Raw genomic sequence first — 16772 nt, 5'->3', positions numbered from 1 at the left:
GGACCGGGGGAAGACAACCATGATCTTTGGCAGGGGCACCTCAATCTGGCGAGGGAGTGCCGCCGGACGGCACCGAACCGGCCGGCTGCTGGTGCAGTCGCTGGCCCTGGCACTCGTCGCACCGCTCGGCGCGGCACAGCTGGCCCAGGCCGCGGAGCCTTCCGGCCTCGGGCGGCCCGCCGTGCCCAAGTCCCGCGTGAGCAGAGTCGAGACGGTCGACGGGCTCGGCGCGAAGGAGGCCCGCCAACGGGTCGCCCGGGAGAACAAGGCCAACAAGGCCCAGGCCGAACGGGCCCGTACGGAGCGGCAGGCCGCCTGGCCCGGGCACGGCGAGGCCACCCTCGCCCTCGCGGGCGGCAAGGCCCGCAAGGCCGAACCGGGCGGAGTCCCCGTCACGCTGGCGCCGTCACCCGGGGACAGGGCGGCGGCCGCCGGCGCCGCGCGCGTCACCGTGCTGGACCAGAAGGCCGCACGCGCGGCAGGCGTGACCGGGGTGCTCCTCACCGCCGAGGCGGACACCGCGGGCACGGCCGAGGTGAGCGTGGACTACAGCGGCTTCTCCTCGGCCCTGGGCGGCGGCTGGTCCCAGCGACTGCGCCTGGTGCAGCTCCCCGCGTGCGCCCTGACGACACCCGTCAAGAGCGAGTGCCGCACCCAGCGTCCGCTCGCGTCCGACAACGACACCGCGCGGCAGTCGGTCTCGGCGAAGGCCGACATCGCCGAGGCCGCGGACGGCGCTTCGCCCCGGCTCGGGAAGGCCGCGGGAGCCGCCCCGGCCGCCACGGTGCTGGCCGTCACCGCCGTCGCGGCCGGGTCCGGGCAGTCCCCCAAGGGCACCGGCGACTACTCGGCCACCCCGCTCTCGGCATCCTCGTCCTGGGAGGCGGGCGCCAGTTCCGGGGCGTTCACCTGGTCGTACGACTTCACGCTGCCGCCCGCGGCGGCCGGCCCGCTGCCGCCCCTGTCCCTCGCATACGACTCGGGCAGCGTCGACGGCCGCACGGCCACCTCCAACAACCAGGGCACCTCGGTCGGTGAGGGCTTCTCGCTCACCGAGTCCTACATCGAGCGCACCTACGGTTCCTGCGACGAGGACGGCCACGAGGACATCTCGGACCTCTGCTGGAAGTACGACAACGCCCGACTGGTCCTGAACGGCAGGTCGACCCGGCTGGTCAAGGACGACGACGACAACCATTGGCGGCTGGAGGGCGACGACGCGTCGAAGGTGACCAGGTCCACCGGCGCGGACAACGGCGACGACAACGGCGAGTACTGGACCGTCGTCACCGGTGACGGCACCAAGTACGTGTTCGGCCTGAACAAACCGGACGGCGCCGACACCCAGCGCACCAACTCCGTCGCGACGGTACCGGTGTTCGGCGACGACTCGGGCGAGCCTGGCTACTCCGCGGGCGACGCCTTCGCCGACCGCGCCCTCACCCAGGCCTGGCGGTGGAACCTCGACTACGTCGAGGACCTGCGGGACAACGCGGCCACCTACTGGTACACCAAGGAGTCCAACTACTACAAGAAGAACAAGGCCGACAAGGCCGACGCCGCCTACACGCGCGGGAGTTACCTGAACCGGATCGAGTACGGGCTGCGCAAGGGCGCCCTGTTCACGGACAAGGCGGACGCGAAGGTCACCTTCGACTACGCCGAGCGCTGCACCGCCACGGACTGCTCCTCGCTGACCAAGGACACCGCCGACAACTGGCCGGACGTCCCCTTCGACGCGGTCTGCGCCAAGGACGACGACGACTGCAAGGCCGTCGGCCCCGCCTTCTTCTCCCGCAAACGCCTCACCGGCATCGACACGTTCTCCTACGACGCCGCCTCCACCGGCTACGACGCGGTGGACTCCTGGGACCTGGTCGAGCAGTACCTCGACGGCGGCGACATCGGTGACAGCTCCGATCAGGTGCTCACCCTGAAGTCGCTCCGGCGCACCGCGAAGGCCGGCACCACGAGCATCGCGTCGGACCCGGTCTCCTTCACCTACCAGATGCGGCCGAACCGCGTCGACGGCACCGACGACATCCTGCCCCTGACCAGGCCGCGCATCTCCACCGTCGTCTCGGAGACCGGCGCGATCACCTCGGTGACGCTGTCGGCGGCGGAATGTGTGCGCAGCCAGGTGCTGGGCGCCGCCCCGGACACCAACACCCGTTCCTGCTATCCCCAGTTCTGGCACATCAACGGCGGCGAGGATGCCTCGATCGACTGGTTCCAGAAGTACCGCGTGCTGGCGGTCGGCATCGCCGACCCGACCGGCAACAACGAGGCCGTCGAACACGCCTACTCCTACAGCGGTGCCGCCTGGCGCCACAACGACGACCCGTTCGCCCCGAAGGACGAGCGGACCTGGTCGGACTGGCGCGGCTACGCCCAGGTGACCGCGTGGACCGGCGCGACGGGCGTGACCCGCTCCCGGACGGTCTCCCTCTACCTCCAGGGCATGGACGGCGACAAGAAGAGCGACGGCACCGCCAAGTCCGTCTCCGTCGCACCCCTGCCCGCGCCCGCGCTCGGGGCGGCCACCATCACCGACAGCGAACCGTACGCGGGACAGCTGCGCGAACAGGTCACCTACGACGGGTCCACGGCGGTATCGGCGACGGTCGACGACCCCTGGTCGCAGGAGACCGCCCGCCAGAGCGTGCCCGGAGCCGGCGACCACGTCGCCCGTTACGTCCGCCCGCAGAAGGCGCACAGCTACACCTATCTGACCGCCTCGCAGACCTGGCGCGAGCGCCTGACGACCACGTCCTACGACAGCTACGGCATGCCGGTCACCGTCGACGACTCGGGGCAGGTCGGCAAGGCCTCGGACGAGACCTGCACCCGCACCTGGTACGCCCGCAACGCCGACCTCGGCCTCACCGGCCTCACCTCCCGCACCCGCACGGTCGCCCGCGGCTGCGCGACCGCGGACGCCTCGCTCGTCCTGCCCGCCACGATGAAACCGGCCGCGCCCGAGCGGGGCAGCGTCCTGTCCGACGTCGGCACCGTCTACGACACCCCCGACGTCACCACCTGGTCCGGGGCGCAGAAGCCCACGAAGGGCCTGGCGACCTGGACCGGCCGCCCCACCGGCTACGCCGCCACCGCGGACGCGGCAGGCGACCGGCTCCCGTCCGGCTGGCAGACGGCGACCACCACGACGTACGACACCCTGGGCCGCACCCTCAAGGTCACCGACGCGGCGGGCAACCCCACCGGCACCGCCTACACACCCGTCGACGCGGGACCGCTGACCAAGACGGTCACCACGAACGCCAAGACCTACACCACGGTCACCTTCCTGGACCCGCGCCGCGCGGTGCCGCTGCGTACCTACGACGTCAACCTCAAGAAGACCGAGATGGCCTACGACGCCCTCGGCAGGCTCACCGACGTGTGGCTGCCGAACCGGGCGAGCGGCAGCCAGAGCCCCAACCAGAAGTACGCCTACCACTCGGACGACACCAAGCCGTCCTGGGTGTCGACCTCGACGCTGAAGAAGGACGGCGAGACCTACAAGACCACCTACACGATCTACGACGCGCTGCTGCGCCCCCTCCAGACCCAGTCGCCCACTCCCGAGGGCGGCCGGCTGCTGACCGACACCCGCTACGACACCCGGGGACTCGCTTACGAGGCGTCCGCCGACATCTTCGACACCGGCAGCGAGCCCAACGGCACCTACACCAGGGCCGAGTACGGCGAGGCCCCCCAGCAGACGGTGACGGTGTTCGACGGGGCGGCCCGTGCGACGACCAGCACCCTGTACACCTACGGGGTCAAGAAGTGGTCCACCAGCACCGGCTACACCGGCGACTCGGTCGCGACCACGGCCCTGGAGGGCGGTTCGGCGCAGCGGACGATCAGCGACGTCCGGGGCCAGGCGACGGAGACCCGCGAGTACGCGAGCACGAGTCCGGCCGACGCCTCCTACGGCGGCAGCGCCGGCGCCTCCTACACGTCCACCAGGACGGACTTCGCGCTGGACGGCAAGAAGCTGACGCTCACCGGACCCGACGGCGCCAAGTGGTCCTACGTGTACGACCTGTTCGGCCGTGAGGGCATCAGCACCGACCCGGACAAGGGCGTGACGCTCACCCAGTTCGACGCCCTCGACCGCCCGGTCAGCACCACGGACGCGCGCGGCACGGCCGTCCTGACCGCCTACGACGCCCTGGGCCGGACCACCGGCACCTGGAAGAACTCCAGGACGGACGCCAACCAGCTCACCGGATTCGCCTACGACAGCATCCTCAAGGGGCAGCTCACCTCCTCCACCCGCTATGTCGACGGCAAGGCGGGCGCGGCCTACACGCAGGCCGTCACCGCCTACGACAGCCTGGACCGCCCCACGGGGACCGAACTCCAGCTGCCGGCCGGCGACCCGTTCGTCAAGGCCGGCGCACCCGCCACCATCGCGTACGAGACCGGGTTCAACACCGACGGCACCAAGAAGTTCAGCCGCGAGCCCGCCGTGGGCGGCCTGCCGTCCGAGATCGTCGACTACGGGTACGACGCCGTGGGCGACGTGACCTCGGTCGGCGGCGCGACCGGCTATCTGCTCGGCGTGGACTACTCGGCGCAGGCCCAGCCCCGGCAGCTGACCCTGGGCACCGGCGGCACCGGCGCCAAGAGCTTCTACGTCAACAACACCTACGAGGAAGGCACCGGGCGGCTGACCCGCAGCAACGTCACGGACCAGACGCACGGGTACATGCTCCGCGACCTCACCTATACCTACGACCAGACCGGCAACGTCACCACGATCGGCGACCCGACCCTCCTGGGCGGCAACGGTTCCGCGGAGACCCAGTGCTTCGCCTACGACGGCCACCAGCGCCTGACCGAGGCCTGGACGCCCGCCTCGCAGAAGTGCGCCGACGCGAGGAGCGCGTCGAGTCTGTCGGGCCCGGCCCCCTACTGGTCGACCTACTCCTACAACGACGCCGGCCAGCGGACCGCCGAGACCGTGCACAAGAGCACCGGCGACACCAGGACGACGTACTGCTACCCCACCACCCTCACCGCCCAGCCCCACACCCTGACCGGCACCACGACCAAGGCCGACTGCTCCGCGCCGGAACGTGCCTACGACTACGACAAGTCCGGCAACACCTGGCACCGCCCCGGTACGAGCGGGACCCAGACCCTGGAGTGGTCGCCCGACGGCAAGCTGAGCCGGCTCACCGAAGGGGGAGTGGCGACCGACCACCTCTACACGACGGACGGCACCCTGCTGATCCGCAGCACGCAGAACGGTGAGCGCGTCCTGTACACCGGCTCCACCGAACTCCACCTGCGCGCCAATGGCACCACGTGGGCCCAGCGTTACTACGGGGCCGAGGATCTGACCGTCGCCCTGCGCTCCAACCAGTCGGGCGCCGTCAAGCTCACCTACCTCACGGCCGACCAGCACCGGACCTCGACGCTGGCGCTCGACCCGGACGCCGGACAGACCTTCACCAAGCGCTACACCACCCCGTTCGGCGCCGACCGCGGCACGACACTGAACGGGCCCTGGCCGGACGACAAGGGCTTCCTGGGCAAGACCCGGGACGCCGCCTCGGGCCTCACGCACATCGGCGCCCGTGAATACGACCCGTCCATCGGCCAGTTCATCAGCGCCGACCCGCTCCTGGAGGCCGACAAGCTCCAGACCCTCAACGGGTACTCGTACGCGGTGCAGAATCCGCTCACCCACAGCGACCCCACCGGCCTGGGCCTGGCCTGCGGCGGCAACGGCGACGACACGCCCTGCCCGACCCGCCCGGACGGCACCCGCGGCAACGGCCGTCCCAACGAGGCCGTCGACTACTCGAAGCCGCAGGCACCCCACCCCTGCAACAGCAACTGCGGTACGGCCGGAGGCGACACGTGGTCGCGCCAGGACGAGCTGGGCCGCCGGGCCGCGGCGGCCTACCGCGAACAGCTGGTCCTCAACCCGGAGGTCATCCTCAACCCCAACGCCACCCAGCTCACCGCCATGTGGTTCATGGGCGTCACCCCGTCCGCCTACTACTTCGACGAGAACGACAAGATGACCCAGGCCGTCCAGGACCACATCTGGATGCAGGTCGTGCGCACGTTCCTTTCGCACCGCAAGAACACGAAGATCGGCCAGACCATCAAGGGACTCGACTACAAGACCAAATACGGCGCCGCCATGAACGATCTGCCCCTCAAGGGAATGATGGTGGGCGAGGTCTCCGACGCCCTGATGCAGCTCGCCGGCGACAACGACCCGGAGACGGCGGCCGGCGCCACCCGCGCCGTGCTCGGCTCCTTCAACATGAAGGCGACCGTGACCGGCTACAACCGGCTGAACCAGCGCGGCACGGTGCAGTTCGAGATCACCCAGAAGATGACCGTCGAGTCGCTGACCCGGGGCGTGTCCAAGGAGGGCTACGAGAACGGGGCCAAGGACCCGATCGCGTCGGGCATCTCCAACGCCGCCCGCGCGGTCTTCCCCGGCGGTCAGAAGCCGCTGTCGATGACCTTCCGATGGACGGAGACGGTGCCGATGCCGAAGCCCGGCCGCTAGAACCCCCGCCCCCGTCACGGCGTTGCGCCGGCCCCTGCGGCCGGCGCTTCGTCGGCTACCCGAGCCGGAGCATCGCCTCGGCGACCTCGCCTACCGCCGTCTCCGGGAGCGCGGTTGCGGCCTCCTCGAGGACGAGCAGCCGGGCCCCGGGGATCTCGCGCGCGATCGCCTCGCCGTTGCCGACCGGGAAGAACCGGTCGCGGCGTCCGTGGACGACGAGCGTGGGGATCCCGATCCCGGGCAGGCGCTCGCGCCAGCGGGGCCGGCAGTCGAGCCTGGAGAACACCATGCCCAGCTGGTTGGCCGCCTGGACCGGGGGAGCGGTGCCGGGCGTGCGGTCCCAGACCCGCGCGGCCGTCGCCCGCGCGGCCACGGGGTCGTCGCCCAGGATCTCCGCGCCGGCGGCGGCGAACTCCGCGACCGCCTCGCGGTCGCCCCAGTCGGGCAGGGGACGCGCGAACAGCCTGCTCATCGTCGCCCGGTCATGGTCGGGGAGGTCGTCGTCGGGCGGGCCGGGCGCCACGGCGCGGGTGCCGACCAGGGTGAGCGCCGAGAACGCGTCCGGATGGTCCAGCACGGCCACCTGGGCGACCATCCCTGCGACGCCGATCCCTGCGAGGTGCGCGGGGCGGCCCCCCAGGGCGTCGACGAGGGCCGCCGCGTCGGCGGCGAGACCGCGCAGCGTGTACCCGGGAGCCTCCGGGTCCGCCGTCGTCGAGGTCCCGCTGTCGCGCAGGTCGTAGCGGACCGCACGGCGTCCGGCGGCTGCCAGGCGCTCGCACAGCGCGTCGGGCCAGGACAGCATCGTGGTCCCGCCCGCCAGCAGGACGAGCGGGGCGTCCTCGTCGCCGAACGACTCGATGCCGAGGGCGACTCCATCGACGTGGACAGTGGTCGTCGGATCACCGGGGGGCGGGACCGGGATTCCTGCGTTGATGCGCGTCATGCCGGGGCAGACCCGATCCGCCGCCCGGACTCATCGGTCACGCGGGAAGGACGTGCCTGATCGCGTCGATCCGCGGGCACTCCGGCGGAAAAAGCGGAATGGAGAGTTTCTCGAAACGCGCTCGAGATACGCGCCGGTCCCATTCGCCCGGCGCGGTCGTGCGCTCCGAACTGCCCTACTGTGACACCGCGTTCGATCGTCCGCTTTCCTTAATCATGCGGAGCGCAGCACGGAGAAGGAGCGATAAGGGAATGTCGAATTCACGTAGTGGCCTCACTAAATCCATGCTTGCGGCATCGGCGTGTGTCGTCGCCGTGCCTCTGGCCGCCGCCGGTCCGGCGACGGCCGCCGATTCCGGTGCCACCGTCAAGTCGACCGTCAAGGTCGTCGCCTCCGGACTGAAGAACCCCCGTGACGTCACCGCCCTGGCGGACGGCAGCCTGCTGGTGGCCGAGTCGGGCGAGGGGCTGCCCGGTTGCCCCGTCGGTCAGGTCTGCCTCGGCAAGACCGGTGCCGTCTACAAGGTCAAGGGCTCCTGGCAGGGCCGCGTCGTCACCGGACTGCCGTCCTTCGGCCCGGGCGCGGCTCCCGGGGCCGCGGTCCAGGCCCTCGGCCCGGCCGCCGTCCTGCCCGATCCCAACGGCGGCTACCTCGTGCTCAATTCGGGCGGCTTCGACAGCAACGGCCGCGCCGCGCTCGGCCCGGAGGCCAAGACGCTGGGCACGCTGACGCGGACCCGCGACGGCTCGGTCGTGGCGGACTACGTCGACCACGAGACGCAGCTCAACCCCGATGGCCGCGAGCCGTACTCCAACCCCTGGAAGGTGCTGCGCAGCGGCAGCGCCTACCTCGCCACCGACGCGGGCGCCAACACCGTGCTCCGCACGGCCGGCGGCACCACGACCACCGAATTCGTGCTGCCCACGAACGAGAACGACCGCGACGGGGTGCCCACCGGCATCGCCCGGGCGGCCGACGGCACGACCTACGTCGCCGGCCTCGGCGTCTACGCGGGCCAGTCGCGGATCTACAAGGTCGGCCCCCAGGGCCCCGAACTCTGGGTGACCGGCCTGACCAACGTGGTGGACCTCGCCGTCGCCCCGAACGGCGACCTGATCGCGCTGACGTACACCCCCGGCTACCTCGAGGACCCGCCGCAGCCGAGCAAGGTGCTGAAGATAGACCCCGTCACCAAGGCGGTCACCGAGATCCCGACCGGCGACAGGCTGATCATGGGCACGGGTCTCGACGTCAACCGGGACGGCAAGGTGTTCATCGTCAACAACGCCCGTGGCACCAGCGGCGAGCTGCTGAGCCTGACCTACTGACCAGGTCCACGACCCGCCCGTACGGCGCTCCGCCACACCCCGGCGCGAGAACGCCCGTGATGACGGCCCCGCCCGTGTGCGACCCACACCGGCGGGGCCGCTCGCGCGTTTGGGCCCGGAGACCGACAGGGTGGGTGGTCCGCGGGGCCGTCCGGACGGCCTTCCGCACCGGCCGGCTCCGCCGCCCGAGTGCCCCGGTGGTCACCCCCGCCCGGCCCATCGGGGACAATACGATGACGTCCCCGCGGGCGGTTGTGCTGTCGAACCGTCAGGGGACGTCATGAAAGCGCCGGTTCGTTCCGTCGGATCGTCGGCCGTGTCCGAAGCAAGTCCCCCGTCGGCCTGCCCGACCGTCCACGAAAGCAGAGCCACCTCGGTGATCCCCGTCTTCGAAGACACCCCGATCTACCAACGCCTCATCAGCGAACGCGGCGACATCCCCGCCCAGGTGCGCGGCGAGGCCGAACGCATCAAGCGGGACCTCGACCGCGTCATGAGCGCTCCCTCCTCCTTCACCCCCGGCCTGCCCGCCACCCCCGGCCTGCCCGCTCCCCGGGGCTTCTTCTCCTGACGCCGTCCGTCCGCGATGCGCGAGCGGCCTCTGTATCGTGAACCCGCCCGGCCCTGCCGGGCATCCGACCAGGGACGATCCACGATCCGAGGAGAGCCGTGAGCGAGGGCGAAGTCGTCACCGTGCCGCGACCGCCGACACTGCCCGACGGGCGGCCCGCGCTGGACGCCTGGACGCTCGACCCCCGGATGCGCCACCTCAACCACGGCTCGTTCGGCGCGGTCCCGCGCGTGGCGCAGGAGAGGCAGAACGCGCTGCGCGCGGAGATGGAGCGGGCCCCGGTCGCCTGGTTCCCGGCCCTGCCCGCACGGATCGCCGAGGTGCGGGCCGCCGTGGCCGGCCTGCTGCGGACCGACGCGAAGGACCTGGCGCTGGTGCCCAACGCCAGTGCCGGGGCCAGCGCGGTGTACGCAGCCCTGTCCGCCCGCACCGGCGGCGACATCGTCGTCACCGACCACGGCTACGGTGCGGTGACCATGGGCGCACAGCGGCTCGCCCGCCGCTGGGGAACCGCCGTCCGCACGGCCCGGGTCCCCCTGGCGGCGGACGCCGAGCAGGCGTACCGGGCGGTGATGGCACAGGTGGACGACGACGTCGCGCTGATCGTCCTGGACCAGATCACGTCCGCGACCGCCCGGCTGATGCCGGTCGACCGCGTCGGCGCCGAAGCCGCGCGCCGCGGGATCACCCTGCTCGTCGACGGCGCGCACGCCCCCGGGCTGCTCGCCGCGCCGCTGGAAGGCCTGGTCTGCGACGCCTGGACCGGCAACCTCCACAAATGGGGGTGTGCCCCGCGCGGCACGGCCGCCCTGGTCGCGCGCGGCCCGCTGCGGGAGGACCTCCATCCGCTGATCGACTCCTGGGGCGCGGCCGAGCCCTTCCCGGACCGTTTCGACCATCAGGGCACCCACGACGCCACCGCGTGGCTGGCCGCGCCCGCCGCGCTGGACTTCGTCGACGCCACCTGGGGCTGGGAGACGGCCCGCCGGTACATGGACGAACTCGCGGACCACGGGGCCCGGCACGTCGCGGCGGCCTTCGGCCTGCCCGGGACACCGGAAGGCCCGGTCGACGTGGGGATGCCCGTCCCCGGGATGCGCCTGGTCCGGCTGCCCGAGGGCCTGGGCACGACCCGGCTCGCGGCGGACGCCCTGCGGGACCGCGCGACCGCCGAACTGGGCGTGGAGGCAGCGTTCACCAGCTTCGACGGCGTCGGCTACCTCCGGCTGTCCGCACATGTCTACAACACCCCCGAGGACTACGAGCACTTCGCCGCGGTCTGCGTGCCCGTCGTCGAGAACTGGGCCCGCGAGGCAGCGGCACCGGCGGCCTGACCTGCCGGGAGATCGTTCAGCCGCCGCCCGGTGAAGTGTTCCGTCGCGCCGCTGCCGTCGCCGCGTCGTCGGCCCGGCCGCCGGCGCCCAGCAGGCCGGTCGGCCGCAGCCGGCCCGCGGCCTCCAGGCGGGGCAGGACCCGCCGGCTCCTGCGCACGACCACCGACGGGACCGCCGCGCGCGACGCCTGCACCAGTCGCAGCGAGGCGGGCACGTAGACGGCGGTGCGACGGCGTTCCACGGCGGTGGCCAGGCGGGCGGCCACGTGATCGGGCGACAGCACGTTCCGCAGCGGCGGCGGCATCCGGGCGCGCAGCTCGCGCAGCATCGGGTACCGGTCGACGTCCCGGATCATCTCGGTGTCGGTCCAGTTCAGGTAGGCGATGCCGACGGCCACGCCCTGGTGCGCCACCTCGGCCCGCAGTGCGTGCGCGAAGGCCTCCACGCCGGCCTTGGAGGCGCAGTAGGCGCTCATCAGGGGAGCCGCCGCGAGCGAGGCCAGCGAGGCGATCTGGAGGTAGTAGCCCGCCGTCTCCACGAGGTCCGGCAGGAAGGCGCGTGCCGTCAGGGCGCTGCCCGTGACGTTGACGTCGACCACCCGCCGCCAGGAGTCCATGTCGGCCAGGGCGAACGGGCCGCCCTGCGCGATCCCGGCGTTGGCGACGACGACCGACGGCGGCCCCAGCCGTGCGCGGACCGCCTCGGCCGCCGTCTCCAGTGCCGCACGGTCGGTGACGTCGGCCTCGACCACCAGCGCGGGAGTCGGCAGCGACGAGGCAACGGACGCCAGGGCCACCGGCTCGTGGCCGACCAGCGCCAGCCGCGCCCCGCGGCGCGCGAGCTCCCGCGCCTGTGCCGCCCCCACTCCGCGCGCGGCTCCCGTCACCACGACGGTGCGGTCCTCGAGAGGGCTGTCCTGCACGGCCTGCTCCGTTCCTCGGCGGTCCACGGACGCTCCACGGTTGCTCCGTGGCGGTCCGCGGCGGTCCTGGCGTTCCGTCGCCGTCCTGGCGTCTCAGCGGCCGTCGAAGGCGGGGCTCCGGCCCTCCGGGGAGGGGCCCCTCAGCCGGCGGACGGCTTCCTCGCGCCCGTGCGGTCCCGGCGGGCGAGGACGCGCTGCATGTAGGTCCCGCCGGTCGGACGGTGGCGCCGCAGGGCGGCGCGTGCGGCGTTCGCGCCCGGGGCGCCGTGGACGCCACCGCCGGGGTGCGCGCCGGCCGAGGCGAGGAACAGTCCGCGTACGGGGGTCTCCGGGCGCCCGCTGCCGGGCAGGGGCCGGAAGAAGAGCTGCTGGTGCAGCGCGGCCGTGCCGCCGTTGATCGCGCCGCCGTGCAGGTTGGCGTCGAGGGACTGGAGGGGTGGGCGGGGCGAGGATGCGGCGGGCGCGGATCAGGGACCGGAAGCCGGGGGCGAAGCGCTCGACCTGGCGCTCGACCCGGTCCGCCATCCGCTCCTGCTCGCTCGCGTCCCAGCGGCCGGTGAGTCCCTCGTCGCCGGCGTCGCCGTCGACCCGCTGGGGAACGTGGGTGTAGGCCCAGGCGGACTCGGTGCCCGCGGGGGAGCGGCCGGGGTCGGACGTCGTCATCTGGCCGAACAGCGCGAAGGGGCGGTCCGGGACCTGGTGCACGGCGATCTGGGACGCGAACCGGGTGAGCTCGTCCATGCCGTCGGCCAGATGCACGGTTCCGGCCCGGTGCGCCGCGGGTGCCTGCCAGGGCACCTTTCCGTCGAGGGCCCAGTCGACCTTGAAGGTCGCGAAGTCCCACTGGAAGCGTTCCAGGTCGGCCAGGACCTGCGGCGGCAGGTGTTCCGGCTCCAGCAGGGCCCCGTACAGGGCGGGGACGGACACGTCCGCCAGGACGGCCCGGTGCCCGGCGAGCAGTTCCCCGTCCGTGGTGCGCACCCCGACGGCCCGTCCGTCACGGACGACGATCCGGTCGACCCGCCTCCCGCAGCGCAGGGTGCCGCCGCGGGACCGCAGCCGCCGTACCAGTGCTTCGGTGAGCGCCCCGGAGCCGCCCGCGGGCACCGGGAAGCCGTAGGACTGGCCGAGCATGGACATCAGCCAGCCGAAGCCGCCGCTGCCCGCGGCCTCCGGCGCGAGATCGGCGTGCAGCGCGTTGCCGGCCAGGAGCAGCCGGCCGCCCTCGCCGCGGAACTCCTCCTCGCCGAGCCGCCGTACCGGCAGGACCAGGGTCCGGGCCATGCGCAGGCCCCCGGCGGTGCGCAGCCGGGCCGCCAGCCGGGCCGTGGCCCGTACCGGCGGGAAGGGGGTGAACAGCGCGTCGAGGATGCCCGGGCGGAGCTGGTCCCACACCTCGTGCAGCCGGCGCCATGCGGCCCCGTCCCCGGTGTGGAAGGCGTCGAGGGAGTCGGCGGTCACGTCGATCCTGCGGTCGAGGACCGCGCAGCCGCCGTCGGTGAGCGGGTGCGCCAGGACGCTCGGCGCGTGGCTCCAGCGCAGTCCGTGCTCGTGCAGACGCAGTCCGGACAGGACCGGGGAGGACACGGCCAGCGGGTAGAAGGAGCTGAAGAGGTCGTTGACGAACTCGGGGTCCACGGACCTGTCGTGCCGTACCGCGCCCCCGGGCTCGGGCTGCTCCTCCAGGACCTCCACGCTCCAGCCCGCGTCGGCCAGCAGGTTCGCCGCCACCAGCCCGTTGGGGCCGGCCCCGATCACCACCGCGTCAGGCATGGGCGCCGCCTCCGGCCGGCCGCGGCCCGGCCGCGGGCGCCTCGCGTGCGCCGCCGTCCCGCGCGGCGCCGTCCTCGGACTCGCAGACCTTCGCGAGCCGGGCGAGCAGGGCGCGGTGGCGGATCTGTGTGATCACCTCGACGCCCGCGTTGTGCAGCATCCCGCCGACGCCCCGGAGCGGATGCTCGTCCAGGATCACCAGACAGTCCCGGCGGCCCCACGGCCGCAGCTCGAACGCGATCCGTGCCGTGCCGAGCACCCCGGCCCGTGCCTCCAGCTCCAGGAGGTCCGGCTCCTGGCAGCGGCGGACGACGGTGTTGTTGGTGAGACTGAGCGGGCCGATCCGGATCTCGTACGCGATCGTGGAGTCGACCTCCGGCCAGTCTCCCTCCCGCTGCTGCGACGACGACGGGCCCACCACCCACTCCGCGTAACGGTCGCCGTCGGCCAGGACGGACCACACCGTCCGCGGGCTCGCCTTGATCAACCGATGCCGCACCGCCACCGTGTACCTCCCGCAGTCCCTGAGACGTGTCGCGCCGAGTTCCCCTGTGGCCGGTGGTCAACCGCGTCGCGCCCGATGCCCCGAGCGGTCCGGGTGCGCGGCGCAGCCACCCCGCCGCTCGCTCCTGCGCGTCAGGTGCCGAGGCGCCGGCGGTCCTCCTCGTCCCACGCGCGCGTGTCGCGCGGCTGGACGTACGGCTCCTCGTCGGCGGGGTGACCCCCCGCGACGGCGCGCTGGCGCACCAGCTCCGCGTCGAACTCCAGGCCCAGCAGGATGGCCAGGTTGGTGATCCACAGCCACACCAGGAAGACGATCACTCCCGCGAGCGCCCCGTAGGTCTTGTTGTACGAGCCGAAGTTGGCCACGTAGAGGGCGAACCCGGCGGAGGCGACCACCCAGATCAGCAGGGCCAGGAAGCTGCCCGGGGTGACCCAGCGGAAGCCGCGGACCCGGGCGTTCGGGGTGGCCCAGTACAGGAGCGCGATCATGACGGTCACCAGGATCACCAGCACCGGCCACTTGGCGATCGACCACGCCGTGAGTCCCGCGTCGCCGACCCCGAGCGCCGTGCCCGCCTGCCGTGCGAGTCCGCCGGTGAACACCACGATCAGCGCGCTGATCACGGCCATCACCATGAGGACCACCGTCACGCCGACCCGCACCGGCAGCACCTTCCACACCGGACGGCCTTCGGGGATGTCGTACACGGCGTTGGCGCTGCGGATGAACGCGGCGACGTAACCGGAGGCCGACCACACCGCGAGCACCAGACCCACGACGGCCATGAGCGAACCCAGTCCGCCGTTGCCCTGCATCTGCTTCACCGCGCTGGTCAGCACGTCCTGGGCGGGACCCGGCGCGAGCTTCTGGATGTTGTCCAGCACCTTCTGCGTGGCCGACTCGCCGACGATGCCCAGCAGCGACACGAGCGCGAGCATGGCGGGGAACAGCGCCAGGATCCCGTAGTACGTCAGGGCCGCGGCCCGGTCGGTCAGCTCGTCCCTCTTGAACTCCTTGAGGGTGCCTTTCAGCACCGCCTTCCAGGAGCGCTCGGGCAGGTCGGTCGGGCTGTCCGGGGCCCGCCGCTCGACCCGCTCGTCCGGTCCCGCGGCGGCCGGATCCCGGGCGGTGCCGTTGCCGCCGCGCATACCTTCGTCGTTCGGGGCGTCGCGGTCGTCTGCGGCGCGGCCACCGTGCCGTCCGTGCCCCTTCAGTGTCCTCACCATGGGGAACGAGTATCCGACCGAACTCGGCCTATACGTCTTTTACGGAATTACTGGTACTTGGCTCCCCAATCGGAACAATCGCCCTTTGTATTTCGATCGATACCGAAAGGGGCGGAGTGGCGTGTGACGGGTCACAGTCACTCGTGGATCACGCGCGCATACGCCCCCGACATGCGGGTAGCAGTTGCCTGCCGACCGGGGAAGGGCGGTGACGCCTGGGGAGGTCTAGCAGGCTCTTCCCCGGTCCGTCCGCGTCCATGCCCCGCTCGCGGGCGGGCGCACAGCGCCGCCCCGCCCGGCGTTGCGACCGAACGCCGCTCCCCGCAACAGCGCGGAGCCCGCCGGCCTGCCTGGATCACTTCTGTCCTGCCGCTCCGCCCACCCCGCGTCGAGCCGTGATCACCGGCCCGTGCGGGCCTCCGGAGCGGACGGCCGGACGCCCGTGACACACGGTGAGATGTCAGTGCCTTGATGAAGGATGCCTCACATGAGATCAACTTCGCCTCTGCCGGGTAGTCGGTCTCATGTCCGCGCCGAGGAAAGGTCACCGATGATGCCGTCCACCGCCGTCCAGCCGCAGGTCCTCGACGTACGTTCCGACGTCCATCGTCGGCAGCGCGTCTACGAGGCCCTGCTCGGCGCGGCGGGTACGGGCGCCCTGGCCGCCGGCGTGCCGAGCCCCCGCGGCCCGCTCGGGGAAGGGCGCGAGGAGAGCGTGCGTCAGGGGCGCCGCCGTCCGGGCTCTCCCGACGACGTCCCCGCGGCCGCCCCCGTGCGGCCGGCCCCGTCGCCGCGCCCGGCCCGTTCGTCCTCCCGGCCCGCCGTATCGCCCGACGGTCGTGCCGGGACCGACGTGCTGCGCATCGTCTCCGATCCGCGCACGCCGGTCTTCGTCACCGAGTACGCGAGCGGCCGCCGCGTCTACAGCTACTGGCGGCCGCTGGACGCGAGCAGCGGCCGGGGAGGCTGTTACGCCGCCCTGCCGACCGCCCGGTGCGACGAGCTGTACGCGGCGGGACGGATCACCCTGGGCGAGCCGGTCACGGACCCCACGAAGACGACGTACCGGGTGCGTTCGGCACGTCCGCAGGCGGCGGGCGCCCGTTCGGCGGCCGTCACGCCGGTGCGTCCGCAGGCGGCGAGGGGACGCGCGGCGTGAGCCTGGCCGCGCGGCGCTCGTGCGGGCCGTCGGCCCACCGGTCTGAACGGACTGTTCCGGGGTAGCCGGACGGTCGGCAGAGACAGCACGGACCAACGGCGGAGCCGGACGCCGACCGGTGGTGGGAGGAGAGCGATGAGCGTCATCCAGCGCATCAAGGAGTTCGCCAGGAGCCCGCAGGGGCAGCGCACGATGGAACAGGCACGGCGTGCGGCGGCCGATCCGCGCCGCCGCGCCCAGGCCCGGGGCCTGCTGGCCCGCCTGCGCACGCGCCGCTGAGCGCGGGCCCCGGCGGCCGGGCGCCGGGGGAGGGCACCAGGGGCGACGACACCCGACGCAGGACCGCGCATGCGTGAAGCCCGATTCGGCGCACCCGACACCCGGTGCCGATCGCGCGAGACGCCAACTGGTGCACCCTGCCTGGGGCACCGAAGGTGCGAGGCGCCACCTGGCGCGCCAGG

The 16772-nt window shown here is 72.7% G+C and carries 10 protein-coding genes and 1 pseudogene; 6 read left to right on the top strand and 5 right to left on the bottom strand.

Going from position 1 to position 16772, the window contains the following annotated elements:
• Nucleotides 1–19: 19 nt before the first annotated feature.
• Nucleotides 20–6547 (top strand): RHS repeat-associated core domain-containing protein, encoded by a 6528-nt coding sequence (locus Saso_RS25785; protein ID WP_229901400.1) that lies wholly within the window; start codon nt 20–22, stop codon nt 6545–6547.
• A gap of 55 nt (nt 6548–6602) precedes the next feature.
• On the opposite strand, the gene Saso_RS25780 is transcribed toward Saso_RS25785, so the two are convergent.
• Nucleotides 6603–7493 (bottom strand): alpha/beta fold hydrolase, encoded by an 891-nt coding sequence (locus Saso_RS25780; protein ID WP_189924926.1) that lies wholly within the window; start codon nt 7491–7493, stop codon nt 6603–6605.
• A 284-nt stretch (nt 7494–7777) separates the two neighbouring features.
• Between Saso_RS25780 and Saso_RS25775 the strand changes: the two genes are divergently transcribed.
• From Saso_RS25775 to Saso_RS25765, 3 genes are all read left to right on the top strand, one after another.
• The gene (locus Saso_RS25775) at nt 7778–8821 is read left to right on the top strand and encodes a ScyD/ScyE family protein (protein WP_189924928.1); all 1044 of its coding nucleotides are present in this window, start codon (nt 7778–7780) and stop codon (nt 8819–8821) included.
• A gap of 316 nt (nt 8822–9137) precedes the next feature.
• A complete protein-coding gene (locus Saso_RS25770) occupies nt 9138–9392 on the top strand; it encodes a hypothetical protein (RefSeq protein ID WP_372442491.1) in 255 nt (84 codons plus the stop codon).
• Nucleotides 9393–9490: 98 nt separating this feature from the next.
• Entirely contained in the window at nt 9491–10726 is a 1236-nt protein-coding gene (locus tag Saso_RS25765; RefSeq protein ID WP_189924930.1) for an aminotransferase class V-fold PLP-dependent enzyme, read from the top strand.
• A 16-nt stretch (nt 10727–10742) separates the two neighbouring features.
• Here the strand turns inward: Saso_RS25765 and Saso_RS25760 are convergent, their stop codons facing one another.
• The 4 genes and pseudogenes from Saso_RS25760 to Saso_RS25745 all read right to left on the bottom strand — a co-directional run bounded on the left by Saso_RS25760 (nt 10743) and on the right by Saso_RS25745 (nt 15152).
• Entirely contained in the window at nt 10743–11648 is a 906-nt protein-coding gene (locus Saso_RS25760) for an SDR family oxidoreductase (protein ID WP_189925065.1), read from the bottom strand.
• 140 nt (nt 11649–11788) lie between these two features.
• Nucleotides 11789–13421 (bottom strand): annotated as a pseudogene (locus Saso_RS25755) (phytoene desaturase family protein).
• Nucleotides 13414–13926: an SRPBCC family protein gene (locus Saso_RS25750; protein WP_189924933.1), complete on the bottom strand. Its 513-nt coding sequence runs from the start codon at nt 13924–13926 to the stop codon at nt 13414–13416. Before Saso_RS25750 ends, Saso_RS25755 begins: the two are co-directional and overlap by 8 nt.
• Before the next feature lie 131 nt (nt 13927–14057).
• Nucleotides 14058–15152: a YihY/virulence factor BrkB family protein gene (locus Saso_RS25745; RefSeq protein WP_189924935.1), complete on the bottom strand. Its 1095-nt coding sequence runs from the start codon at nt 15150–15152 to the stop codon at nt 14058–14060.
• A gap of 550 nt (nt 15153–15702) precedes the next feature.
• Between Saso_RS25745 and Saso_RS38950 the strand changes: the two genes are divergently transcribed.
• Together Saso_RS38950 and Saso_RS25735 are read left to right on the top strand one after the other, a co-directional pair.
• On the top strand, nt 15703–16311 hold the full coding sequence (locus Saso_RS38950) for a hypothetical protein (protein WP_307822251.1): 609 nt from the start codon (nt 15703–15705) through the stop codon (nt 16309–16311).
• 135 nt (nt 16312–16446) lie between these two features.
• The gene (locus Saso_RS25735; RefSeq protein ID WP_189924937.1) at nt 16447–16590 is read left to right on the top strand and encodes a hypothetical protein; all 144 of its coding nucleotides are present in this window, start codon (nt 16447–16449) and stop codon (nt 16588–16590) included.
• Nucleotides 16591–16772 lie beyond the last annotated feature (182 nt).

The organism is Streptomyces asoensis (genome assembly GCF_016860545.1).
GTDB lineage: Bacteria > Actinomycetota > Actinomycetes > Streptomycetales > Streptomycetaceae > Streptomyces > Streptomyces asoensis.
This window is presented reverse-complemented; position numbering and strand designations above follow the sequence as displayed.

Bases quoted from the DNA above. Each gene is read 5' to 3' on its own strand.
- Saso_RS25785 (WP_229901400.1), top strand. From the start codon at position 20: ATGATCTTTGGCAGGGGCACCTCAATCTGGCGAGGGAGTGCCGCCGGA.
- Saso_RS25780 (WP_189924926.1), bottom strand. From the start codon at position 7,493: ATGACGCGCATCAACGCAGGAATCCCGGTCCCGCCCCCCGGTGATCCG.
- Saso_RS25775 (WP_189924928.1), top strand. From the start codon at position 7,778: ATGCTTGCGGCATCGGCGTGTGTCGTCGCCGTGCCTCTGGCCGCCGCC.
- Saso_RS25745 (WP_189924935.1), bottom strand. From the start codon at position 15,152: ATGGTGAGGACACTGAAGGGGCACGGACGGCACGGTGGCCGCGCCGCA.
- Saso_RS38950 (WP_307822251.1), top strand. From the start codon at position 15,703: ATGATGCCGTCCACCGCCGTCCAGCCGCAGGTCCTCGACGTACGTTCC.
- Saso_RS25735 (WP_189924937.1), top strand. From the start codon at position 16,447: ATGAGCGTCATCCAGCGCATCAAGGAGTTCGCCAGGAGCCCGCAGGGG.